The sequence below is a fragment of the Bradyrhizobium lablabi genome (genome assembly GCF_018129385.1).
Taxonomy (GTDB): Bacteria; Pseudomonadota; Alphaproteobacteria; order Rhizobiales; family Xanthobacteraceae; genus Bradyrhizobium; species Bradyrhizobium lablabi_C.
The window spans coordinates 528,572-553,771 of record NZ_JAFCLN010000002.1; the positions used below are offsets into that span (position 1 = coordinate 528,572).

At 63.0% G+C, this 25,200-nt stretch carries 13 protein-coding genes and 2 tRNA genes; 1 reads left to right on the plus strand and 14 read right to left on the minus strand.

Features of this window, described 5'->3' with window-relative positions; translation table 11 throughout:
- Window positions 1–78: 78 nt before the first annotated feature.
- From JQ628_RS05950 to JQ628_RS05980, 7 genes are all read right to left on the minus strand, one after another.
- Window positions 79–801 (minus strand): PopZ family protein, encoded by a 723-nt coding sequence (locus tag JQ628_RS05950; RefSeq protein ID WP_212220673.1) that lies wholly within the window; start codon window positions 799–801, stop codon window positions 79–81.
- A 391-nt stretch (window positions 802–1,192) separates the two neighbouring features.
- The gene (locus JQ628_RS05955; protein WP_212220677.1) at window positions 1,193–2,599 is read right to left on the minus strand and encodes a TolC family outer membrane protein; all 1,407 of its coding nucleotides are present in this window, start codon (window positions 2,597–2,599) and stop codon (window positions 1,193–1,195) included.
- A 227-nt stretch (window positions 2,600–2,826) separates the two neighbouring features.
- On the minus strand, window positions 2,827–3,492 hold the full coding sequence (locus tag JQ628_RS05960) for a protein-L-isoaspartate O-methyltransferase family protein (RefSeq protein ID WP_212220680.1): 666 nt from the start codon (window positions 3,490–3,492) through the stop codon (window positions 2,827–2,829).
- A gap of 256 nt (window positions 3,493–3,748) precedes the next feature.
- A tRNA-Asn gene (locus JQ628_RS05965) sits at window positions 3,749–3,823 on the minus strand.
- A gap of 515 nt (window positions 3,824–4,338) precedes the next feature.
- Entirely contained in the window at window positions 4,339–9,528 is a 5,190-nt protein-coding gene (locus tag JQ628_RS05970) for an FG-GAP-like repeat-containing protein (protein ID WP_212220683.1), read from the minus strand.
- Between the two features lie 445 nt (window positions 9,529–9,973).
- Window positions 9,974–11,065, minus strand: a complete 1,092-nt coding sequence (locus JQ628_RS05975; protein WP_212220685.1) for a helix-turn-helix transcriptional regulator — start codon at window positions 11,063–11,065, stop codon at window positions 9,974–9,976.
- Between the two features lie 277 nt (window positions 11,066–11,342).
- Window positions 11,343–11,603: a hypothetical protein gene (locus tag JQ628_RS05980; protein WP_212220688.1), complete on the minus strand. Its 261-nt coding sequence runs from the start codon at window positions 11,601–11,603 to the stop codon at window positions 11,343–11,345.
- Between the two features lie 255 nt (window positions 11,604–11,858).
- Between JQ628_RS05980 and JQ628_RS05985 the strand changes: the two genes are divergently transcribed.
- Entirely contained in the window at window positions 11,859–12,038 is a 180-nt protein-coding gene (locus JQ628_RS05985) for a hypothetical protein (RefSeq protein ID WP_212220690.1), read from the plus strand.
- A 25-nt stretch (window positions 12,039–12,063) separates the two neighbouring features.
- Here the strand turns inward: JQ628_RS05985 and JQ628_RS05990 are convergent, their stop codons facing one another.
- The 7 genes from JQ628_RS05990 to JQ628_RS06020 form a co-directional block, all read right to left on the minus strand.
- Complete coding sequence (locus JQ628_RS05990) at window positions 12,064–15,279, minus strand: AAA family ATPase (protein ID WP_212220693.1); 3,216 nt, start codon at window positions 15,277–15,279, stop codon at window positions 12,064–12,066.
- Entirely contained in the window at window positions 15,276–16,784 is a 1,509-nt protein-coding gene (locus JQ628_RS05995; RefSeq protein WP_212220696.1) for a TIR domain-containing protein, read from the minus strand. Before JQ628_RS05995 ends, JQ628_RS05990 begins: the two co-directional genes overlap by 4 nt.
- A 200-nt stretch (window positions 16,785–16,984) precedes the next feature.
- Complete coding sequence (locus tag JQ628_RS06000) at window positions 16,985–17,968, minus strand: SGNH/GDSL hydrolase family protein (protein ID WP_212220699.1); 984 nt, start codon at window positions 17,966–17,968, stop codon at window positions 16,985–16,987.
- A gap of 65 nt (window positions 17,969–18,033) precedes the next feature.
- Window positions 18,034–18,107: transfer RNA gene (locus tag JQ628_RS06005), tRNA-Cys, on the minus strand.
- Between the two features lie 80 nt (window positions 18,108–18,187).
- Window positions 18,188–18,904 carry a tRNA-uridine aminocarboxypropyltransferase gene (locus JQ628_RS06010; protein WP_212220702.1) on the minus strand — a complete coding sequence of 239 codons (717 nt, stop codon included), beginning with the start codon at window positions 18,902–18,904 and terminating at the stop codon, window positions 18,188–18,190.
- Between the two features lie 36 nt (window positions 18,905–18,940).
- A complete protein-coding gene (locus JQ628_RS06015) occupies window positions 18,941–22,042 on the minus strand; it encodes an efflux RND transporter permease subunit (RefSeq protein ID WP_212220705.1) in 3,102 nt (1,033 codons plus the stop codon).
- A complete protein-coding gene (locus JQ628_RS06020; RefSeq protein ID WP_212220708.1) occupies window positions 22,042–25,188 on the minus strand; it encodes an efflux RND transporter permease subunit in 3,147 nt (1,048 codons plus the stop codon). The genes JQ628_RS06015 and JQ628_RS06020 overlap by 1 nt, the downstream gene beginning before the upstream one ends.
- Window positions 25,189–25,200 lie beyond the last annotated feature (12 nt).

The following is a 25,200-nucleotide window of genomic DNA, read 5'->3' on the forward strand; positions in this document are numbered from 1 at the left end:
GGCGATATCGACCCGAAACGGCTATTCAATTGGGCATGATCTTTCGGAAAACCGGTGCCCACTTTTCCGGATCATGCCCTACCTGCCGCGGGAAACCCGTTCGATCTCGGCCTTGACGATGCGTTCCACCAGTCCTGGCAGATTGTCATCGAGCCAGGATTTCAGCATCGGCCGCAGCATTTCCTTCACCAGATCCTCGAGCGTCCTCGCATTGTTGCTCAAGACGGTATTGGCGAGCGTATTGAAGGCGGACTCCACCGCATTCACGGTCGAACGCGACAGGATCGCCTGCTGGGAAGCCGCCGTTTCGATCGGCGGCGGTTCATAGGCCGGCTGTGGCGGCATGGTCCGCGCAGCCGCAGCGGCCTCCGTGAATTCGATATCGTCCTGCGGATCGACCTTCTTGAATGCGGTAGCTCGTGCCGGTGGCGGCGGATCCGGCAGCGCCATCTCGTCGGTGAGCTCAAGGACTTCAGCGTCGGGCTGGGGCGAGCGCACCTCGGCCTCAGGCGTCGCCTCGTCGAGGCTCGCCAGCATCGCGTCGATGTCATCCTGGCTGTTGGCCGCAGCAGGCGCCGGCGGAGGTGGCGGCGCGGGCTTTGGAGGTGGCGTGGCCGTCCTGGCCGCCGCAGCCGATGCGGTGGAAATCGCCGAGGGCGGGATATCCCTCATCGCGGACTTTGGTGGCGGCGCAGCGGACTTTTCGGCCGCGGGCTTCGCCTCGTCATCGGCGATGATACGCCGGATCGACGCCAGAATCTCCTCCATCGAGGGCTCTTGGACCTTTGCAGGCTGCGTCATCTCCGACTCCACATCATCAACGCCGAGTTTTACACCAAGCCGGAGGAGATTCGCTGGTTCCGCATTTGCGGGTCCGGATTTTCCATGGCAACCGCCTGACTTGTCCCCAGATCAAGCGCCGCAAAAACCGATCGCGCACATCGCTATTCTGCGCCCGTCGGCGAATCACCAGAGCGCGATGACTTTTCTTCGAATCGTCATCCCGCTCTATCTTTTTGTTCGAGCATGATCTTTTCGGAAAACCGGTACCCACTTTTCCGGATCATGTTCTAACGCCGACCGGCGCGAAAGCACGGCGCGAATCGCCCTCTCGCCCCAGATAAGGCTACGTCATGACAATAATAGTGCAAGCAAATGAGCGGCTCGCCATCAAGCGAACACGCAATCGACGTTAACGGCCGTCGGGTGTCCGCACGCCGGCCCAGCTATCGCGGACCTGGTGATAGTGGATGCTCGGGTCATACACGTTCGTATTCAGATTGAGCACGATCGGCGACAGCCGACCAACCGCGTTCAGCACCGAATAGGACGCCACCACCCGGTCGTGCTGGGCGGTGACCAGCGCAACGCGCGCATTGACCAGCGCCTGCTGCGCGTTGAGCACGTCGAGCGTGGTGCGCTGGCCGGCCTTGGCTTCTTCGCGCACGCCGTTCAGCGCGATTTCGGAAGCGGTCACCTGCGACTGCGCCGATTGCACCTGCGCCTTGCCGGCAACGAGCTGACCCCACGCCTGCACCACGTTGGCGCGGGCCTGGTCGCGGACCTGTTCCAGGTTGAGGCGCTGCTGCGCCAGCGTTTCCTTGGACTGGCGGATCAGCGAATATTCCGCGCCGCCCTGGTAGACCGGTACTGACAACTGCGCGACGGTGGAAGCGCCGAAGGAACGGAAGATCGTCAGCGACTGCTCATAGGATTGCTGCACCGACGTCTGTAGCGTCACGGTCGGAAACAGCGCGCCTTCGTTCACCTTGACCTGGAGATAGCTGACGTCGATGCCGAACATCGCCGCGGTTACGTTCGGGTTTTGCGTCAGGCTGAGATCGACAGCCCCGGGCAAGGTCGGCGGCAGAAAACGATCCACCGGCGAGCCCGGTGCGAGCGCCACGGGTTCGCTGCCGATGATGCGCCGGAAATTGGCTCGCGTCGTGGTCAGGTTGGATTCGGCAGTGAGTTGCTGGGTCTTGCCGGCGGCAAGCTGGGCTTCCGACTGCGCAACGTCGGTGCGGGTGACTTCGCCGACGTTGAAGCGGTCCCTGGTCTGCTTCAGCGTCTGCTCCAGCACGCGGACGTTGCTCTTCTGAACCTCGACGATCGCGGAGTCGCGCAGATAGTCCATGTACACGGTCGCGGCCGAGAGCAGCACAGTCTGCTCCAGCACGCGCAAACCTTCGCGCGCCGCCGAAACCTGGCTCTCCGCGGCGCGGGTCCGGTTCGCGGTTTGATTGCCGTTGAACAGCGTCTGCGAGATGGTGACGCCTGCGCTCCTCGGCGCGTTGGTACCGTGAACGTTGCTGCGCACGAGCGTGTTGGGCGTACCGCCGGCGGTGGTGAGCACGTCGGTATACTGATAGCCGGCGCTCGCGGTGACGGCGACTTTCGGGCGATAGCCCGACAAGGCCTGCGGCACGTTTTCGTCGGTGGCGCGCACCTGTGAGCGCTGCGCGTTGAGCTGCGGATTGGTCTGATAGGCGCGAATTAGCGCGGCCTCGATCGTATCGGCCAAAGCAGGCATCGGGCCCGCACAAGCCAAAAGAAGGGCCGCAGCCGCAGCTCCGGTGAATACCTTCACCCCAAGCATCCCCAAATATCCGCCTATGTTCAGTTCAACTGCCGGCCCGCGCGCATGGGCCGGTGCCGCTTCATTCCAAGTGAGTCCCAGCTCACCTTAGTGCGCAGCCAGTCGCGACGGAACACCCCAACGAGCACCGCGCTGCGGAAACTCTTCACGTGGGGCAATCTGGCCACACTTCTGATTTAGAACGGATTTTATCGGGCATTAGTTACGGAAAGACTTCCAGCAAGGGGCTAGAACACGAATGCTGGCATCCGTTCCAGGCCCGGCAGGACGGGCACCGCCGCGTCAAACAGCGTCCGGTTCCCGAAATCGCCGTGGGAACGGGTCACGATGGCCGCCCGGGGCGGCTGGGAAGCGGCAAAAACCCCGACCAGACGGCCCCCCTCAGCGAGCTGCTCGTAGAGCCCCGACGGGGTGATTTCGGTGGCCCCGTTGAGGACGATCACGTCATAGGGGGCGCCCGCGGTATCCCCGTCGGCAGCCGCCCCCGTCTTGACGGTGACATTTCCACAGCCGATCTGGCGCAAAATGCTGCCGGCCTTCGCCGCCAGCGCCGAATCGCTCTCGGTCGCCGTCACTTCGGCAGCCATCTTCGCCACCAGCGCGGCCGCATAGCCGCTGGCCACGCCGACCACCAGCACCCTGTCGGTGGCCTTGATCGCGGCGGCCTGTAGCAGCTTTGCGGTCACGGCCGGCTTGATCAGGCAGCGCTTTGGGCCGCCGGCCGCGCTCACGTCGAGGTCGAGATCGAGGTAGGCCAGCGCCTGCTTGCTCTCCGGCACGAAGGCCTCGCGCGGCACTTCCAGCATGGCATCGAGAATCCGGCTGTCGGTAACGTCGCTGGTACGCACCTGGCCATCGACCATTTTCTGGCGTGCCGTCGAAAAACCGGACATGTGAAGAGACCCCGAAAACCGGTGAGAAACTGGCCACCTTTTGGTACAGCGCGGGCGAAAACGCAATAATCGGCGCGCCCGAAAGCGCTGGGCCGCCGACGCAAACTGGCTCGCTTCAGATTTGACGATGCTGTGGCAGCACCCAATGCATGCGGCTCATGAGCCCAAAATTTCTCACGTGGGCCCTAGAAGTGGCCCAACAGGAAGCGGCACCTGAGGGCGCTGCGCCGAAAAGTGAGTAACTGGTTGATTTGATTGGCTCCCGGAGCTGGATTCGAACCAGCGACCATTCGATTAACAGTCGAATGCTCTACCGCTGAGCTATCCGGGAATAGGCGAAACAGGCGTTCCGCAGCGGGCCTGCGTATAACAAAGGCTTTTGCCGTTGCAAAGGACCAAATCGACTGTTTCGGCTGCCTGAGGCGAGGGCCGAAACCGCCTGCGCGATAAGGATTTGCCGGGATTTTCGGCCCGCGCGGACGCTGCCCTCGCGCGGCTCGCCATCCACGGCGATCTTTTCCGAACATCTGCAAGAGACGCTGATCGGCGGGCTCGCCGTCCTGACCGATCGGGCATATCGGAGAGCGCGACCACTGCGAGCTCGATCCGGGTCCTGTGCGCCCCTGGCAACGCAATGGACGAGCACGATTCGTCGCGGGTTCAGCGGGCCATTCCGCTGAACCGTGTGACCAGGTGTCGTGGCATTTCAGCGTGCCCTCGCCTCCCGCCTTCGGCTAACACCGAAAGCGGGCTTCAGTTCTGGAATCCTGCCATGGGCCAGAAGTGGTCTTCAACCAACCCACGGGCATTGAACAGAAGATCAGTAGAGCTCCGCTCGAGTACGCATCATGCCAGGAACTGGTAGTCACTGGCATGAACGTTGCCGGTGATGTTGATGATTTCGTTATGCCCGTCCAGACCGGAATGAACCTGCCACTGGGTGCCCGAAATAAACGTCAGGGTCGCACCACCGGCAGCCGTGCCGAAGCCGTGGAATTCGAGCGTATCGCCGGCCGAGGCGTCATTGCCGGTAAAGTCGGTGATGGTCGCACCGACTGTGGAACCCGATACAAACACGAAATTATCGTTGCCCAAGCCGCCGGTGAGCACGTCGGCCCCGCCGCCGCCCTTGATGGTGTCGTTGCCTGCATTGCCGTTAAGGATGTCAGCGGCGGTGCGGCCGGTGATGAGGTCGTTGAAGTTCGAACCCATCACACTGTTGACGCCACCCGTGATGGTGTCGGTGCCCACCGAAGCATCGCCGCCGGCCACAATGCCGGTCGACAGGTTGGCGTCCACCGCACCGGTGGCGCCACCATACTGCACCTGGGTGGAGCCGTTGCCGGTAATGGTGTCGGCGCCGCCGCCGCCCTGGAACGAGTTGAACCCGACAAAGGCCGAGGCATTGTAGCTGTCGGCAAAGTTGCCGCCGAGCGCGCCGATGACGCCGCCGGTGAAGGTGTCGGTGCCGACCGAGGCATCGCCTGACGCCGAACCGGCGCCACCGGCCCCGAGCGTGATCGTCACGCCCCCGGTGGCGGTGCTGTAATGCGCCTGGGTGGAGCCGTTGCCGGTGATGGTGTCGTTGCCGCCCCGGCCCTCCAACGCGTTGAACTGGTTGCTGTCGAAGGCAGAGGCGTTGTAGCTGTCGGCAAAGTTGCTGCCCCACGCGGAATTGACGCCGCCGGTGAAGGTATCGGTGCCTGTCGATGCATCGCCGGTGGCCGAGCCTGCGCCGCCGGCGCCGATCGTCACGGCAACGGCGCCCGTGGCATTTTGGTACATCGCGCGCGTGTTGCCGTTGCCGGTGATGGTGTCGTTGCCGCCAGCACCCTCAAACTGGTTGAAGTTGCCGTTGCTGCCCACGTTGAGGGCGCCGCCGCTGCCATAACCAGTCGCAACGTAGCTGTCAGCGAAGTTGGTGCCCTGGATGCCTTCGATGTTGCGCAGCGTATCCGTTCCGATCGAGGCATCTCCCGTGGCCGTGCCGGCCGCCATGTCGATGGTCAAAGGACCGGTCGAGTAATAGATGTTGTTGTAGCTGGCAATATCGAAGCCACCGCGACCATCTATGGTGTCGTTGCCGGCGAGACCAGTAAACGTTTCGGTGACCGCGGTGTTGTTGCTGCCGAACATGGTGTCGTTGAACATCGTGGCCTGCACGGCATTGACGCCACTGAATGTGTCCGTTCCCGTCGATGCGTCACCGATCGCCGTGCCGGTACCCGGCGTGCCGCCCGTTTGAAGATCGACAAAGACCGCTCCGGTCGCATTGACAAAGGCCAGACGTGTGTTGCCGTTGCCAATGACCGTGTCATTGCCCGCCGCGCCATTGAATTCGTTGAACGTGCCGTTCGAACCCGCGTTGGTGCTGCTGCCGCTGAAGCCGGTAGCGTCATAGGTATCGGCGTTGATCGACCCACGCACTGCTTCGACAGAGATAAGCGTATCGGTGCCAACCGTTGCAGCATCGCCCGTGACGGTGCCTGCGGCCAGGTTCACGCTGATGCCACCCACCGCCGCCGGATCGAGCGCATAGTCCGCACGATCGAAGCCGCCGCGGCCGTTGATGGTGTCGTTGCCGGCCCGGCCTTCGAATATCTCAACCGTGCCCTGGACATTGCTGCTGCCGAGCAGTTGATCGGCAAAACCCGAACCGACAACACCGCTAAATCCCGAACCAACAAGCGTATCGGTTCCGACGGACGAATCGCCGGTGGCCGAGTGCGCCGCCAGATCCACGGTCACTGCGGCCGTGGCATTGGCATAGGAGATGCGCGTCAGCATCGCCCCCTGGCTGTTGGTGCCGCCCGTGATGGTGTCATTGCCACCCCGGCCCTCGAACTCGTTGAAACCGACTTGCGTGCCGGGCGTACCGGTGTCGCCGGTGAAGCCGGTCGCGTCGAGCGTATCGGCAAAATTGCTGCCGGAGATGGCCTCGATGCCGATCAGCGTATCGCTGCCGACGCCCGCACCGCTCGCCGTCCCAGCCGCCAAATTGACGGTAACACCGCCGGTGGCATCGCCGTAGACCGCCCGGTCGAAGCCAAGACCGCCATCCAGTTGATCGTTGCCGCCCAGGCCCTGGAGACGATCATTGCCGGCGCCGCCGAACAGGAAGTCAACGTTCGCACTACCGGTAATGTTGTCACCGAAGTTCGAGCCGAGCACGTTGTTCACGCCGCCGGTAATCGTATCGGTTCCGACCGAACCGTCGCCCGTCGCCGTGCCGGTCGACAAGTTGACCGTCACCGCGGCGGTTGCGGTGTCATATCTGATCTGGGTAGAGCCATTGCCGGTGATGGTGTCGTTGCCGCCATTGCCCTGGAACCAGTTGAAACCATTGTTGAAGGCCGAAGCGTTGTAGGTATCGGCAAAATTGCCGGCGATCGCAGCATTTACGCCGCCGGTGAAGGTGTCGGTACCGACTGAGCTATCACCTGTCGCCGAACCGGCGCCGCCGGCCCCGATCGTGATCGTCACGGCCCCGCTGGTATTGAAAAACTCGACCCGCGTGCTGCCGTTGCCGGTGATGGTGTCGTTGCCGCCATTGCCCTGGAACGTGTTGCCGCCGGTGTAAGCCGAGGCGTTGTAAGTATCGGCAAAGTTGCTGCCCCAACCGCCATTGACGCCCCCGGTGAACGTGTCGGTGCCAACCGATGCATCGCCGGATCCCGAGCCCGTGCCGCCCGCCCCGATGGTGATCGTCACCGCGGAGGTGGCATTGCCGTAGACCGCGCGTGTGGCGCCGTTGCCGGTGATGCTGTCGTTACCCGCGAGACCTTCGAACTGGTTGAAGTTGCCATTGCTGGTGGAGACGTTAGCCGCCCCGGCGAGCCCGTAACCGGTGGCATTGAAAGTGTCGACAAAATTGGTGCCCTGAACGCCCTCGATGTTGCGCAGCGTATCGGTGCCGATCGAGGCATTGCCCGACGCGACACCAGCCGCCAGGTTCACCGTGACGGGGCCCGTCACCGTGCTCAGGCTTTGATAGATCGCGATGTCGAACCCACCGCGACCGTCGATCAGGTCGTCGCCGCCAAGGCCGATGAACTGGTTGTTGAAGCTGGAGCCCAGCAGCGTGTCGCCGAACATCGAGCCCTGCACCGCATTGACGCCGGTGAAGGTATCAACGCCCTCGGTAGCACCGGACGATGCGCCGGCGACCGTGAGTGCCGTGCCGGCGGTGACCTGCAGATCGACCGTGACGGCAGCCGCCGCGATCTGAAAGTTAAGGCGGGTGTTGCCGTTGCCGATGATGGTGTCGTTGCCCCCGGCTCCGGCAAAGTCGACGAAGTTGCCCTGGGTGGAGGAGATGTTCAGCGCCCCGGCAAGGCCATAACCGGTTGCATCGAGCACGTCAGCAAAGTTTGTGCCGCGCACAGCTTCGACGTCACGAAGCGTGTCGGTGCCGACCGTGGAGTCGCCCGTCACCGTGCCCGCAGCGAGATTGACCGTAATGCCCGAGGTGGTCGTCGTGTCGTTGTTGTAGTTGGCGATGTCGTAGCCGCCACGGCCGTCGATGAAGTCGTTGCCACCGCGCCCTTCAAACGCTTCAAACGTGAAGGGGCCGTTATTCCTGCCATAAATTGTGTCGCCGTAAGCCGACCCCCACACGCCCTGCAACGCGTTGGTGAAGGTGTCGACACCGACATTGGCGGCATCGCCGGCCGCCGTACCCTGGCCAGTGCCGGCGGCGAGATCCACCGTCACCGCGGCGGAAGCGTTGAGGTATTCGACACGGGTCATCGACTGGCCCAGGGCGTTGATCGCACCCGTGATGGTGTCGTTGCCGCCGGCCCCCTCGAAGCCGCTTTGGCCGGCCCCGACGCCGGGCTGGCCGGTCAATCCGGTAAATCCCGCGGCGGTCAAAGTGTCAGCGAAGGCACTGCCGTACGCCGCTTCGATGCCGACGAGCGTGTCGGTGCCTACCCCGGCCCCGCCGGCCGTGCCGGCCGCCAGGTTCACCGTGACCGACCCGGTCGCATCGGCGTAAACAGCGCGATCGAAGCCGTTGCCGCCGTCCAGTGTGTCGTTGCCGGCAAGGCCTTGCAGGCGGTCGTTACCGTCCAGTCCATAGATGTTGTCGACCTGGCTGGTGCCGGACAATGAATCATTGCCGGACGTGCCTGTCACGGTGTTGATGTTGCTGCCAGGCAGGACGATGCGCCAATTCGCCGGGATCACGCCAAGCGAAGTGGCCTGGCTGATGGTACCGTCGTTCATCTGCCACATCTGCACGACGCCGGCATCGTTGCGCCAAAGCAAGTCGGCCATACCGTCGCCGTTGAAGTCTCCCGAGCCTGCGAGAGTCCAGTTCAACGGAATTATGCCGAGCGAGCGGGTGCTGGCGATCGTGCCGTCGCTGTTCATGTTCCAGATCTGAGTGACGCCGGTATCGTTGCGCCAGAGCAGATCCGTCTTGCCGTCGCCGTTGAAGTCGTCCACGGCCCCAACTTTCCAGTTCGCCGGGATCACGCCGAGCGAGGGAGTGTTGAGGATGGTGCCGTCGTTCATGTTCCAGATCTGTGTGACGCCGGCATCGTTGCGCCACAACAGGTCGGCCTTGCCGTCACCGTTGAAATCTCCGGTGCCTGCGAGATTCCAGTTCGCCGGGATCACGCCGAGCGAGCGGGTGCTGACGATCGTGCCGTCGTCCATGTTCCATATCTGCGTGACGCCGGCATCGTTGCGCCAGAGCAGATCCGTCTTGCCGTCGCCGTTGAAGTCGTCCGTGCCCAGGAGCTTCCAGTTCGCCGGAATCACGCCGAGCGCGCGCGTGCTGGCGATGGTGCCGTCGTTCATGTTCCAGATCTGCGTGACGCCGGCATCGTTGCGCCAGATAAAATCCGTCTTGTTGTCACCGTTGAAATCGCCGGTTCCGAGGATATTCCAGTTGTTGGGCACCGCGCCCAGAGAGTTGGCGTGAAGAATCGTGCTACCGCTCATGTCCCAGAGCTGCACGACGCCGGCATCGTTGCGCCACACGATGTCATCCATGCCGTCGCCGTTGAAGTCGTTGTGCTTTCTGGTCATGTGTTCCTCCAGCAATTTGCAGATGAGAGTAAGGAGCCTGGCGCGGCGTTTTGCTCAAAGCAGCGCGCAATCACGTGGGCATCTGCATCGATGCCGCTGACGGAGAGTCTGTTTACTGGCGGCGACATGCGGCCCCTCCAGGCAACGGAGATCGCCGCAAGGCGCAGAGCGTGATACGGGAGGCGCTTTTCGGAGAGGCTAGCCGCGAAGAAGGGGCGCTTCGGCAATCGAAATTCGCCCCCGCAAATGAAAGCTGATTGTCTGTTGGCCAATTCGTTTGAAAGCAAAAATAATCGAACAACGGCATTTTCAACTTCACAGGCGCCACACGAGGCAATTGCATCACGCCAGTCGCAAAAATATTCAAAACTGCGTATCCCACCCCGACGCACTTTTCATACCCCAAACGGGGTATGTGGGCCCATTTGTTGAGCGGTCAGAGCTTTCAGACGTCGGGCAGCAGATTGGAGATCAAAGCGACAAGGTCGGCCTGACGCCTGGTTCCGGTCTTGGCAAAAATGGATCGCAAATGCTTGCGGGCGGTCTCCGGCGAAATGTGCAATTGAACGGACGCTTCACTAACATCGTTACCTGATTGCAATGCTACGGCGAGGCGAGCTTCAGCAGGCGTCAGGTCGAGCATTGCTCTCAAAGTACCGATATCCGGCGTCAGCCTTGCATCTGGATCAACCAGAACCGCAATCGCGTGATAGGTGGAGAGCGGCGTATCGGCCAGTTGAAAGCTCCTCATCAGATACGCAGCGACTGCGCTCTTGCCGGGGCGTGGAAGCGCTATCGGGGGTACGCCGGCTTGGTCTGCCGACCACAACAGCCGCTTCAGGCCATTTTCGAAGCGATCCGTAGCCTGGCGGTCCGAACAGAAGAGGCGCTTCTTGGAGATGTTGACGTGCTCATCGAAGAGTCGATCGGCGGCAGCGTTTGCCAGAATGACCTCTCCACCACGATTAAGCAGCAGTGCGGCCTTTCCCGATATTTCGAAGGTGGAAAGCGCCGCTTGGCCTCGGGCGAATGCAAGCGCGCTGGCTATTTGCGCGGTACTGGCCAGTTGACGCGATAGCTCTTCAAAATTGCGAAGTTCGGCAGCCGAGAACTCGTCCTGTTGCGTGGTGCGATGGAAGGTGAGCGACCACACCTGATCGTCCACGCCAACCCGCACTGCCACCCAACCTTTGAGGTTCGTTCGGCCGAGAAAGTCCTGATAGTAGGGATGCCGGCGGATTTCCTGCTCCGGCATTATGTCCTTGTCGGTGAGGACGGCCTTTCTGAAGATTCGATTTGTGCCGCGTATTATCCGTTCATCCCGGTGCACCCATCCGTCCCGAACATATACCTCAAATGCCTTTCCCATCGATTTGGTTGCCGGAACGAACGGTAGCGCGCCCCGGACAGGAAAGATGATAGCCCCAAAAGAACTTGTGGCTTTGACGATTGCCTCAATCGCATGATCCCACCGATCGGGATCCAGCGCAGCAGCATTCAAGGTCGAAGCGATTGCGTTGATATCGAACTCAGCCAATTTTTGTCCGTAAATGAAATGCTTGGTGGTATGGTACAGGAATGCTGGGCATTGGTGGATAAGTCAATGATATCCATCGCTTAGGGTAAAATGCTGTTGAGATGCCGAGAAACGATGGGCTCAATGACTGTTGGTCGACCGATCGCTGGCTCGAATCCAACTCCGGGAATTTGATTACTCCAGGTTTCAGGCATTGAGCGCCCGAGGCAGAGGCGGCCCAATCGAAGCGGCATCACAGCCGCGGCTAAAGGCTGATGGTGCGAACCAGATGCTGCGCTTATCGCTGCGCCTGCTCGAAGGCCGCCGAACATGCCGGGCTCAGGCTTCCCCGCTGCCGGCGCAGACATGCCGTGATGGCGCGGACATTGGGAATTTCGCCGGCGCACAGACGATAGACATCCGGCGTGCAGGCGCGGCGCTGCTCGGCCGTACCCTGGTACTGCGCAGACGCCGGCGCGGCTGCGAACAGCGAGAGAAACAAGCCGATCGCGCAACGCGTGCGGGCCCTGCTCGATATTCGTGAAAATCCGGCCATCATGATTGCGTCTCCCTGATCGTGCCGGCGCTTCTCAGCGCCTCCGCTGACCAGAGCGCATACGTCAAATTATTTTCGCGAAATGTGATTTTTCTCACACTTGGTCTCCCGCTGGCCGGACTACGGTCCCAAAGGGGCGATCAACCATTCAGTTACTGTCGTTACCGCGATCGGCGGATCGTTAAAATTCGAACGATCCGTTAAATTCGCCCACAAGACAGTTTTGCGACCGTGCACTGCCCAAGGCGGGAGTGCGCGATGAGTGAAGTTGAGTTCGACCTGTTGCTGGACGCCGTGAATACGGCCATTGCGCTGCCCGAGGAGGATTTCGTGGCCCAACCATTGCCTGTTCGTCAGCCGCCACGCGCCGCCAACGACAATCAGCGCAAGGCCTGGCCGCTGCTGCCGTTTCCCGAAGGCTGGTACGCGGCCTGCTGAAGCAAGTTCAGCAAACGGTTGAAGATCATTTTCCGGCGCGAAGCGCCTCGATTCTGGCCGACAGCGCAGCCCTCTTCTCCTTCACGGCCGAATCGTCTGGCTCCCTCTCCGCGGCAGCCTCGATGGCCGCCGATGCTTTTTGATAGCAGGTCAGGGCGTCGGGCCCGTCCGCGCCGGCGAGCGCGGGATTGCGGCCGGTCCCATCGCCGTCCCTGTGCGCGAGGAATTCGCAGGCTTGCGCGATCATGTCGGCGACCTTGATCTGCCACGCCGCGGCAGGCTGCGTCGCGGGCGCCTTTGTCGCAACCGCCAGTGCCGACTGGTAGGCATCGAGCGCCTCGCCATATTTGTTCTGCCGCGCCAGCACATCGCCAAGCTTGATCCTGACCGAGAACAGGTTTGCAAACCGCGCGGAACCGGCTTCTTCCCGATCGAGGAGCTTTTCAAAAATTTCAGCGGCGCGCTGGTATCGCAGCGAGGCATCGGCGATGCGGCGGACCGTTTCGTCGACAACCGGCTCCGGATTGATCAGCGCCTCATTGGCCCGGGCGATCAGGATATCGCCTCGTTTCGTGTTGGTGATGGCATGCGTGCGCTGCCAGGCGATGTTGTCGGGCTCCTTCTTGAGCAGGCCCTCCTCGATCGAACCGGCGGCGGCATAGTTCTGCAACGCGCCTCTGAAATCCTTCTGGGCCAGCAGAGTATCGCCAAGCAATTTGTAATCCATCGCCAGTCCGGTTCGCCACGGCACGATACCCGGATCCCTCTCGTAGAGCGTCTTGCGCATGTCGACCGCAGCCCGGTATTCGGCCTGCGCCGCTGCGGGGTCGGCCTTCAACAGCCCGCCAATGCGCCGATGAGTCAGCGCCGCGTTCGACAGCAGGGTCGAATTGTCGGGCTTTTCCCGCAGCAGCGCGGTCTGGATCGCCAACGCCTCGCGATATGTCGCTAACGCCTTCTGTCCGTCTTCCGGCTCGCCGCGGTCGCTCAGCAATTGCGCTATTCGGCTCTTCTGTGTCGCGACGTCGATCGGATATTTCGCAGCGCCGGCCTCGGCGATCCTCAAGCCCCTGTTATAGCGATCCAGCGCCGTGTTCCAGTCATGCTTCACCGTGTCGAGATCGGCGAGCTTGTTGAGGATGAACGCGATGTCGCGCTGACGTTGCAGGTCGCCCGACTTGAGCGAGGCCCGCTTCTCCGCATAGTCGAGCGCGATGGCGAAATGCGTTGCGGCTTCCGCATTTTGCTTGCGGGCCGCTTTCTGGTCGCCAATACGAAAGCGCGCCGCGAAGATGTGCCGCATAACATCCTGGTTATCGGGATATTGCCGGTTCAGCCGTCCCGCGATCGCGAGCGCGCGTTCGGCGTACGTCAAGGCGTCGTCATGATATCCCAGCGCCTCACGCACATCGGAGAAATTGAGCAGAAGCACGATCTCGATCGCGGAGATATCCGGCGACTGATTTTCGTTCCTCGCCAGATCCTCCAGCGTTCCCCTGGCGTCTTCAAGAAGCTGCTCGGCGTTTTTTGCCGACAGCGTGCCGTTGTTGACGAAGTCACCCAGCCGTCCGACCGATTCACTGGTCGCATTGAGTGCGGTCTTGCGGCTTTCGTCGGCCTCCCTTTGCGCGGTGCTGGCGCGCTGCCAGAGCGAGCCCATCAGGACGGCCAGTCCGATGGCAAACAGGAATGTCGCCGCAAAACTCCATCGCTTGACCCGCTGCTTCCATTGCGAGGTCTCAAGCAGCCGCACCACGTGGTCGAAACCGCCGCCATATCGCTCGGCCCAGGCCGCGGTTCGCGGCCGCGCCTTCCACCAGGCCAGGCGCTCGTCGACCAGATGCGACGGCAGCGTGGCGCCGCTGTCGGCTATCGCAAGCAGACCGCGATAGCGTTCGCCCGCCTGCTGTTCGGCCCGCAGCCATCCGAGCTCTACCCCGTGGCCGCTCACCTTCTCCCAGCGCCGCAACAGGGCCTCGTGCCCGACATCGATGCGCGTATCCGGCTCCAGCCATTTGACGTCGAACCGCGGCGGCACCACGAAGGAGCAGTCATCGGCACGGAACCGGTCGAGCACCCGCCGGACATCGCCCTCGTCAATACCGGTTTCCGCGACAAGCTGCGCGAACCGCAATGCGCGGCGGATGGCGCGGCCTTCCTTGTCGAGTTCGGACAGCGCGCTGAACACCTGCGTCACCGCAAGTCCAAGCCGCGGGCCGAGGTCTTTCAGGATTTCGTCGGCATGGCGCGACAAGGCGTCGGAGAACCCGCCGATGTTGCGGTAATGAATCAGCGACAGGTGCCGTCCGGCGCCGCCGCTGCTTCCCGGTGTGCCCGATGGCGCGGAAGAGCTCGGCGTCATCTTGCCCAACGACTCTCCCGCCTCCTCCCACAGCCGCGACAGGCAATGTTGCAACACCGGCAATTGATCGAGTTCGGTGCCGCAATCGTTCAGCAGCCGCTCGACCAGTTCCGGCTCGATCGTCGCGCCGGCTTTCTCGATGGGGCGCCGAATGACCTCGTCGAGCTGGTCGCGGGTCAATGACGGCACCAGGAATTGAGCCGCACAGACCGCCTCGGGAAGCCCGTGAAAGCGCGCGCAATCGCCGATGAAGTCGGAGCGCATGGTCAGCACGATACTGATCTGCCGGAGCGGCGACCTACTCGCTTCGAGCAGGAGCTGGACGAATTGCGCCGCCTCGTCGCGGGCGCGCGCGTCTTCCGCAGTCAGATTGGTCCGCGCCGCGCCCGCAGCGGCGTAGCGAAACAACTCCTCGAACTGGTCGACGACAATGACCAGCGTCTTGCCGGTCGCGCCGCTGGTTTCGGAAAGCGCCTCCGATATGCCAAAGCTCGATCGCTGCAACTGCATCGCGATCCGTTCGCGACGGCCGGATGCGACGGCCGGATCGTCAGCGGTCGACAGGCTCGCGAGCAGATTGGCCAGCCGCTGAAGTGGCGCATCGCCCGGCCGCATTTCGCGCCACAGCCAGTTGCGTCCGCCGGAATCCTTTGTCTCGAGGTCGAGCAGCGGCAACAGTCCGGCGCGGACCAGCGACGATTTCCCGCTGCCGGAGCTTCCCACCACCGCGATGAAGCGCGACCGGTCGATCAGACGGTAGAGCGCAAATATCTGATCCTCGCGCCCGAAAAAATACTCATGGTCCTGATAGGCGAACGGGCGGAGGCCGGGAAAGGGAGACGCGGCCGACGTCGCCAGGAATTGCACCGGGGCGTTCACGGACCGCCCGCATGCGCGGCCGGCACCAGCACATCGAGCAGGTCGGCGCTCGGAATGTCCTTGTCGGACAGGTCGATCCAAAGGTCGATGTCACTGCGCGGGAACAGCAGCTTGCCGTTCTTCTTGCGCACGCCGGGTGGCGGCGCGGCGACCACCGCCCGATAGGAGAACTGTTGCTTGCGGCCGAGCTCCTGCCAGTTGCGCAACGCGCTTGCCTGGGCGCGCACCCAGACTTCCGACGCGGCCGCCCAGCACAGGATCACCGCGTCGCATTGCGCAAGCTGCTTGCCGTTAAAGCTCTTGATCTCGGCATCAGGCCCGTCGAATACGGGAAGTAATGCATCGAGTTTGCGCTGCTGGAGCGCCGCCGCAAGGTTGAGCGCATAATCGCTGTCCTCCTGCGAGTGATAGAGGTAGAGCGATATGTCGCCGCTCCTCGTGCCCGCCAGCGCCGACAGCGGTCGTGGCGGCGCAATTGCGGCCAGGTGCTGGTTCATGAAGTCGACGAATTTGCTGAGGCTGTCGCCTTCGACCTTGTCGGAAGGCAACTGGCGGTCGAACCGCGCCAGCACGTCGACGGGATGCCGCACCACCTCCTCCGGAGGCTGGCCGGCCACTGCTGCCGGCGCCGCCCAAAGCGAAGGAGCCCACACGAGCCGGTGGAATTTACCGCTGCCGTCGGCGCCCGCCGTTTCGGCGGCGCGCGCGAGCTGAAGCTTGACCATCGGCAGTTGGTCTTCCGGCGCCTGGCCCGCCTTCTCGCCGAGGACGTGAATCGAAATTTCCGCGCTCGACAGCGCCTTGTCGATGATCTCGACCGCATTGTTGAGCGGAATCTCCTCGGCCGGCGGCGGCACGACGGTGTGCCCCCGGCCGATCAGCTCGCTGACGATCCGGTCATAGCTTGCGCGCATGTCGGATGCGGGCTTGGCGACGTAGATCGTCCTGCCGCTCGGCGGATAAGGCGGCGGCGGAGGCGGCGGAGGCTTGCGCTTCAGCAAATGCGCGACGAGTGCCTTGACCTTTTCCCAGTAGCGTTCATCGCGGGCTTCGCCGCGGTCAAAGAACTCGGTGTCGCCGGCAATGTCGTCGGGGTCCTTGTTCCGCACATAGAATTCGAAACCGGTTTGTCCCTGCAACAACGCAGGCCGCTGGTCGAAATCGATATGGTGCTTGCTCACGACGACGATGCATTGGGGATCGGAGCCGTGATACCTGGCGAATGTCTGGAGTTCCCGGTTGCACCACTGGCTCGCCATCCAGTTTGGCGAGAGAACGACGAGGAGGATGGACGCCTGCTGCAATGCGCCTTCCAGTTCGGGCGTAAACTGGTCGCCGTCCGAAATGCGGTTGATGTCCCGCCATATCTTCGGACGGTTGGGGCCGAGGTCGCGAAATTCGTACTGAACGGAGTCGTACAGGAACGAGACAAAGCCTTTTCGATCCGGCCTGTCCGGCGGCGGAAGATCATCGTCGCGCGCGTAGGAAACAAAAATATCCGCCACAGTCGCGCCCCTTTCGCTCCGGTTGTCGACTGTCCGTTGGACCAGTTTCGTATGACCGCCATCGCGGGGTCAAGCATTGACCGCCTTCTACAATCTGTACGCGATAATGACGTTGCCGAGTGTGCGGTAATTCACAATGGCCGAATGGCTGGAGTCCTGAATCGGGACAATGCCAAAGCAAGTGCGCAGCAGGACTGGAATCAGTTTGCCGGAATCGCCTTGCTGGCAGACAAAAGGTCGAACAGCCGATCGGCCACGACTTTCTGACCCTCGGGGGTCCAGTGACCGCCAACCGATGCACCCGGATAAAACGGCGCGCCTTCAAGATTGACGAAGGGAATATTGCGCGCTTGCAGGTGCTCGATGAGTTCCTTGTCCGTTGCCTGTAGGCCGACGAAAAATTTCGCGCCCTTGGACGAGACGAATTCAGCAATGCTGTCGACCAGCCGCTCGGTCGGATCCGGCACCTCCAGCTTCGGATGGCGTATCTTCAGGTAGACCGCGTTGGCCAGCCTTCCCAACCAGATGTTGCGGACCCACCAGACCTCGTTGATGTATTGCAGGCGCGACAGCGGAACGGGCTGCCCCTTCAGTTCGAGCGAGCCATCCGCAGCGGTGACGAAGTACGGCTTGTGATAGCCCTCGTAACGGATGTTGGTGCTGTTATCTCCCCGATCGTTCATGGTGCAGAACACCAGCACAACGATCGCCGGCTTGACCTGCGGCCAGAGCTTTTGCAGCAGCAGATATTCCTGGTCGGTGCCGTAGCCGGAAATCCCGGCCGCGAGAATCCTGTGGCTCGGGATGCGCGGCTTCAACAGCTCGGAAAAGCGCTCGTGGGGTTCGGCATCCAGCCCCCAGACAAAGGAATCGCCGAGGAACAGAATGGTCGGCTTGCCGTCCGGCGCAAATTCCTCGTCGCGCAAGCCAAGACTGTTGTGGCGGACGGCAACGGTGCGGGCATTGGTGGCGGTCGAAGCCGAACCGGGAATTGCCGTCCATCCCAGTTCCGCGTCATAGCGATAGCTGAGCGACCGCTCGCTCACGCCTTGGCGCAATTCCCGAAAGTCGGCGATGCGGAGAACGATTTCGAGCGCCGCAAGCGTCAGGATCGTCACCACTAGACCAGTGGCGATTGCCCCCGACATCTGCCGGAACCTGCCGCGCTCGGGCGCTTGCGTCATCACCGGGGGTTCCGTCAACGGAACAGATCAGGACGGTATTTTTGAAATATTTTCAAATAGTTGGATGGAGGCCACGTCCGGAATTGAACCGGAGTAAACGGTTTTGCAGACCGCTGCGTAACCACTCCGCCACGTGGCCCCATGGGGCACTCATATACACCCTGCCTGATATAGGCAACCGAGAGCTTCCTCTCTTTTGACGCGCTCGAAGCGTCGATATCAGCCCCGCTTCCGGCGACGGAAATCGCGTTTCTTCGGCTTTGGCGCCAATTCCGGCATCGTGCGCTGGACCTCGCGATACTGCGCCAGCATTCGTCCGAAGCTGCCATCGAGCGCCGCGGTGATGTCTGGCCGCTTTTCGAGCGCGCCGAGCAGCAGGCCGGCCGCCTCGATGGTGGAAAGCCCGTCGCGGCGCGGTTCTTTCCGCAGTTGCCCGTAACGCGAGGGATGTTTGGGGCCGAGAATCACACGCTGGCATTTCAGCATCCAGGCGTTGCGCCACCACAGCGCCTTGGCCTGGCTCCAGGTGCCGTCGAGCAGCACGACGCCTTCGATGCCGTTCAGGATGGCGCGCTGCCCCTGCTCCATCTCGCCCTTGCGGTTGATGGCGACGATTTCGGCGTCGGTACCGAAATTCTCCACCGTCGCGGAACCGAGATAGAGAACGGCCCAGCGCGAGGGATCGGACACGGGACGTCCCAGCGCCTTGGAGAGGCTTGGCCAGGACAGGCCGATCTTCACGACGGCATTTGCAAAGTGATGCGCCGTTAGTCGTGCAGTGCCGAGCGCCCTGTCCTGCTCCTGCGGGTGCTGGAGGATCAGGAGCGAGATGCGGTTCTCGATCGGCGTGACGCTGTCGCAGATGCACAGCGGCATCGGCTTGCCGCAATGCGGGCAGTCGGCGAGCAGCTCGGCGGGTTCGGTTTGTTCCGGCATGGGCCCGCTATACGCGTTATGGCCCGCTATTCAAGGTCATTCCGCCGGCGCCGCCACCGCCCTCGGCTCCTGCCGCCGCCGCAGCCGGTCGATCAGCAGGTAAATCACCGGCGTCGTGTAGAGCGTCAGGATCTGCGAGACGAACAATCCGCCGATGATGGTGATGCCGAGCGGGCGGCGCAGCTCGGTGCCCGGACCGGTCGCGATGACAAGCGGAATGCCGGCAAACAGCGCCGCCATCGTGGTCATCAGAATGGGGCGGAAGCGCGCGCTACAGGCTTCAAAGATGGCGTCGGCCGACGACAGGCCGCGATGCCGTTCGGCGTCAAGCGCGAAGTCCACCATCATGATTCCGTTCTTCTTGACGATGCCGATCAAGAGGATGATGCCGACAAAGGCGATCACGGTCAGCGGCGTATTGGTGATTTGCAGCGCCAGCAGCGCGCCGAGGCCTGCCGACGGCAATGTCGAGATGATGGTCAGGGGATGGGCGAGGCTCTCGTAGAGCACCCCTAGCACAATATACATCGCCACCAGCGCGCCGAGGATCAGCAGCGGCTGCCGGCCGCTGGTCTTTCTGAAATCGCCGGCGTTGCCGTCAAAGCTGCCGCGGATGCCCTCGGGCATGTGCAATTCGTCGACCGCGCGCTGGATATTCGTGGTCGCGACCTCCAGCGGAACGTCCGGCATCAGGTTGAACGACACCGTCGTCGAGGGGAAGGACTGCGAATGGTACACCGCCAGCGGCGACAGGCCGCGCTCGTAGCGCACCACCGCCGACAGCGGTACCTGTGCATCGCCGGCGCCGGCGACATAGATGCGTTCGAGGTTGGAGGGATCGCTCTGGAATTTCGGATCGATCTCCAGCACCACCATGTACTGGTTGCGCTGGGTATAGATGATCGAGATTTGCCGCTGCGCGAAGGCGTTATTGAGCGCGTTGTCGATGTCCTGCACGCGCACGCCGAGCGACGACGCTTTTTGCCGATCGATCTTCAGCGTCAGTTGCAGCCCGCCGGGATCGCGGTCCGACGACACGTCGGTGATGCCTTCGACCGTCTCCATGCGCTTGGCGACGATCGGCGCCCATTTCTGCAACAGATCGAGATCGGTGCTGGACAGCGTGTACTGGTAATCGGAATCGCTCTGGCGGCCGCCGGTGCGGATATCCTGGGCCGCGAACATGAACAGGCGGATGCCTGCGACGCGATAGAGTTCGCGCCGCAGGCGATCGATCACCTGCGCGGTGGTGGCGCCGCGCTCTTCCGGCGGCTTCAGGCTGATGAACATGGTGCCGCGGTTGGAGGTGCCGCCGCCGGGCCCGCCGCCGCTGCCCAGCGAAGAGCCGATGCCGGCCACCGCCGGATCGGCCATCACGATATCGGCAAGCTGCTGCTGCAATTTCAGCATCGCCTGGAATGAAATATCGGCCGAGGCGCGGGTCGAGCCGATGACGAAGCCGGAATCGTCGGTCGGAAAGTAGCCCTTCGGCGTCTTGATATACAGCACCACCGTCAGCGCGATGGTGGCAAAGAACACGATCAATGTCAGGAACGGAAAGCCGAGCACGACCCGAAGCGTGCGCGTGTAGAAACGCACCATCGCCGACAGCGTGCCCTCGACCAGCCGGTCGAACCAGGTCGCCCGGTCCGACGTGGCCTCCCTGATGTAGTGGGCGCAGATCATCGGCGTGATGGTCAGCGACACCAGGGTGGAAAACAGGATCGCGAACGTCAGCGTCAGCGAAAATTCGCGCAGCAGCCGGCCGACCAGACCGTCCATGAAGATCAGCGGCGTGAAGGCGGCGATCAGCGACAGGCTGATCGACACGACAGTGAAGCCGATCTGTTTGGCTCCTTCGAGCGCCGCCGGATAAGGCGCCATGCCCTGCTCGAGATTGCGGTACATGTTCTCGATCATGACGATGGCGTCGTCGACCACGAAGCCGACCGAGATGGCGAGCGCCATCAGGGAGAGGTTGTCGATCGAAAAGCCGGCGAGCCACATCCCGGCGCAGGTGCCGGCGAGCGCCAGCGGCACCGAGATGCCTGCCGCGATGGTCGGCGTCATCCTGCGCAGGAATACAAACACCACGAACATCACCAGGAAGGCGGTCGCCAGCAGCGTGAACTGCATGTCGAGCACGCTGGCGCGGATGGTGCCGGTGCGGTCGACCAGCGTGGAGATTTCGACGCCGGCCGGAATCCATTGCTTGATCTCGGGGATCAGCGCCCTCACCCGGTCGACGGTGTCGATGACGTTGGCATCGCCCTGCTTGGTGATCTGGATCAGGACCGCCGGCTGCTTGTTGAACCAGGCAATCGAGCGGCTGTTGCGAACGGAATCCTCGATGTCGGCAACGTCGGACAGCCGCACAAAATTGCCGCTAGAACTCTTGATGACGATGTCGCGGAATTCCGCGGCGGTGCGCATCTGGCGGTTGATCGAGAGCGTCTCGCTCTGGCGGTCGCCGTTGAAAATGCCGACGGGACCGAGCGGATTGGCATTGACGATCGCCTGCCGGACGTCATCCGTGGCAATCCCCGCATTCGACAGCGCCACCGGATTGAGCGCGATGCGCACCGCGGGCTGGTCCGCGCCTGACACAGTGACCTCGCCGACGCCCGGCACCTGCGATATCCGCTGGGCCAGCACCGTGTCGGCGACGTCATACATCGCGCTGGTCGAAATCGTCTTCGAGGTCAGCGCCAGCACGAAGACCGGCGCCGCCGCCGGATTGGCCTTGCGGAATCGCGGCAGCGTCGGCAGGTCGCTCGGCAGGTCCGCCAGCGAAGCGTTGATCGCCGCCTGCACGTCGCGCGCGGCGCGGTCGATGTCGCGCCCGATCGAGAACTGGAGCTGAATCCTGGTATTGCTGAGCGAACTGGTCGAAGTGATCTGCTCGACGCCCGCTATCTGGCCGAGCTTTCGTTCCAGCGGTGCGGCGACGGTCGCGGCCATCACCGACGGGTCGGCGCCCGGACGCGTTGCCGAGACCATGATCATCGGGAAGTCGACATTCGGGACGGAAGCGACGGGGAGGAACCGGTAGGCGACGATGCCGAGCAGGAACAGGCCGATTGCCAGCAGCGTGGTGCCGACCGGCCTCTTGATGAAGGGCTCGGATATCGAGACCATCACTGCATCCCTTCGGTGGCCCCCGGCACCGGCCGGCCGGACGGTCCGGGATCGGGCACCGCCTGCTCGATCCTACGATTGAGCCGGTCGAGCGCGAGATAGATCACCGGCGTGGTGTAGAGCGTCAGCACCTGGCTGAGCAGCAAACCGCCGATGATGGAAATGCCGAGCGGAAAGCGCAGTTCGGCGCCGGTGCCGCTTTCGATCGCGAGCGGCAGCGCACCGAACAGCGCTGCCAGCGTCGTCATCATGATGGGGCGGAAGCGCAGGAGACAAGCCTGCACGATCGCATCATAGGCCGACATGCCCCGATGCCGCTCGGCCTCCAGCGCAAAGTCGATCATCATGATCGCGTTCTTCTTGACGATGCCCATCAAGAGGATGATGCCGATCAGGCCGATCACGGACAGATCCTGGCCGCACAGCATCAGTGCGAGAATCGCGCCGATGCCCGCCGACGGCAGCGTCGACAGGATGGTGATCGGGTGGATGTAGCTCTCATAGAGCACGCCGAGCACGATGTAGATCGTGACGATCGCGGCTAGGATCAGCCAGGGCTGCCCGGCCAGCGATTTTGCGAACTCCGCCGCGTCACCCGAATAGACACCGGCGATGCTGGCGGGCATGCCGATCCTCTTCTCGATCGCCTTCACCGCCTCGACCGCGTCGCCGAGTGCCTCGCCCGGAGCGAGATTGAAGCTGAGCGAGACGGCCGGGAATTGCGCCAGATGCGAGATCGCGAGCGGTGCGGTGGTGCGCGTCAGCGTCGCCACTGCCGAGAGCGGCACCTGCGCGCCGGGACCGCCGGCGGTGCCCGCCGCTCCCGGCAGATAGAGTTTTGACAGGATCGAGGGATCGCGCTGGTACATCGGCAGCGCCTCCAGCACCACGCGGTACTGGTTGGCCTGGCCGTAGATGGTCGAAATCTGCCTCTGCGCGAAGGCGTCGTTGAGCGTGTCGTTGACGGCCTGAAGGCTGACGCCGAGCTGGCCGGCGCGCTGCCGGTTGATGTCGAGCGCGGCGCGCAGGCCGCCTTCCTGCGCTTCCGACGAGACGTCGCGGAACAGGGGATCCCTGCGCATCTCGGCAACGAGTTTGCCGGCCCAAAGGCTCACTTCCGCAGCGTCGGTCCCGGTCAGCGTGTACTGGTATTGCGAGCGGCTCGACTGGGTCGAGATCTGCACGTCCTGCACCGGCTGGAAGTAGATGGTCATGCCGGGGATGTCGGCGACGCGCCGCTTCAGCCTGTTCACCACGACGGAAATATCGTCGTGGCGTTCGCCGCGCGGTCTTAACGTCATCACGAGACGCCCGACATTCGTCGTCGGGTTGACCGATCCTGCGCCGATCACCGAGACGACGCCGATCACATCGGGATCGGCCTTGATCTCGGCCGCCGCCCTCGCCTGCCGGCTCGTCATTTCCGCGAACGAGACATCGGCCCCGGCCTCGGTCACTGCCGTGATCGAGGCGGTGTCCTGGAGCGGCAAAAATCCCTTCGGCGCGATCACATACATGAGCAGCGTGGCCACGATGGTGGCGAAGGTCACCGCGAGCGTCGCGCGCTGGTGCCGCAACACCCACAACAGCGTGCGGTGATAGAATTCGACCATGCGGTCGATGCCGCGGCTGATGGTGGCAAGGCCGGGAACCGCCATTTCCTCGTGCAGATGCTTGAGCATCCGCGAGCACATCATCGGCGTCAGCGTCAGCGAGACGATGGCTGACGTCACCACCGCGATCGTCAGCGTCAGCGCGAACTCGCGGAACATGCGGCCGACCAGTCCCGACATGAACAGCAGCGGGATGAACACCGCGATCAGCGACACCGTCAGCGAGATCACGGTAAAGCCGATCTCGCTGGCGCCCTTGAGCGAGGCCTCCATCACAGAATCGCCGTCTTCCATGTGACGGACGATGTTCTCGATCATGACGATGGCGTCGTCGACGACGAAACCGGTGCCGATGGTCAGGGCCATCAGCGACAGATTGTCGAGCGAGAAGCCGGCAAAATACATGATGCCGAAGCTCGTGATCAGCGACAGCGGCAGCGCCACGCCCGCGATCAACGTTGCCCGCAGCGAGCGCAGGAACAGCAGCACGACCAGCGTCACCAGCACGACGGAAAGGATCAGCGTGAACTGCACGTCGCGCACGGAGGCTCGGATCGTGACGGTGCGGTCGCTGACGATGTGCAGATTGACGCCGGCCGGAATCAGGCGTTGCAGCTTCGGGATCTCATCGCGGATCTGGCGCACCACCTCGATGACGTTGGCGCCGGGCTGGCGCTGGATGTCGATGATCACCGCCGGCGTGCCCTGGTACCAGCCGCCGGTGCGGTCATTCTCCAGCCCGTCGACGATCACGGCGACGTCGCCGATGGTCACCGGAGAGCCGTTGCGATAGGCGATAATGATCGGCTTGTAGGCTTCCGCCGCCGCGATCTGGTCGTTGGCGGCAATGGTATAGGACTGCTGCGCGCCGTCGAGCGAGCCTTTGGGCCCCGAAACATTGGCGCCGGCAATCGCGTTGCGCAAATCCTCCATCGAGATGCCGTAGGCGGCGAGTCGCGCCAGATCGGCCTGCACACGGATAGCGGGCTTCAGGCCGCCGAGGATCGACACCCGTCCGACGCCGGAAATCTGGGCAAGGCGCTGGCCCAAAACAGTGTCGGCGATGTCGCTCATGGCGCGCAGCGAGATCGTCTCGGACGTCAGCGCCAGCGTCAGCACCGGCGCATCGGCCGGATTCACCTTGGCGTAAACCGGCGGATACGGCAGGGTTCGCGGCAGGATTCCGGCGGCGGCGTTGATTGCGGCCTGCACGTCCTGCGTCGCGCCGTCGATGTCCCGGTTGAGATCGAACTGTAGCGATATCTGGCTGACGCCGAACGAGCTGGTCGACTGCATCGCGGATAGCGACGGAATCTGCCCGAGCTGGCGCTCCAGCGGCGCGGTGATCAGCGAAGCCACCACATCCGGACTCGCGCCCGGCAGTTGCGTCGTCACCTGCACGGTCGGGAAATCGACCTGCGGCAGCGCCGAGACCGGCAGCGCCCAGTAGCCCAGCGCGCCGCCGATCATCAGCGCGATCCCGAGCAGGGACGTCGCGATCGGCCGGCGGATGAATGGTTCGGAGACGCTCATGGCGCGCTCGCT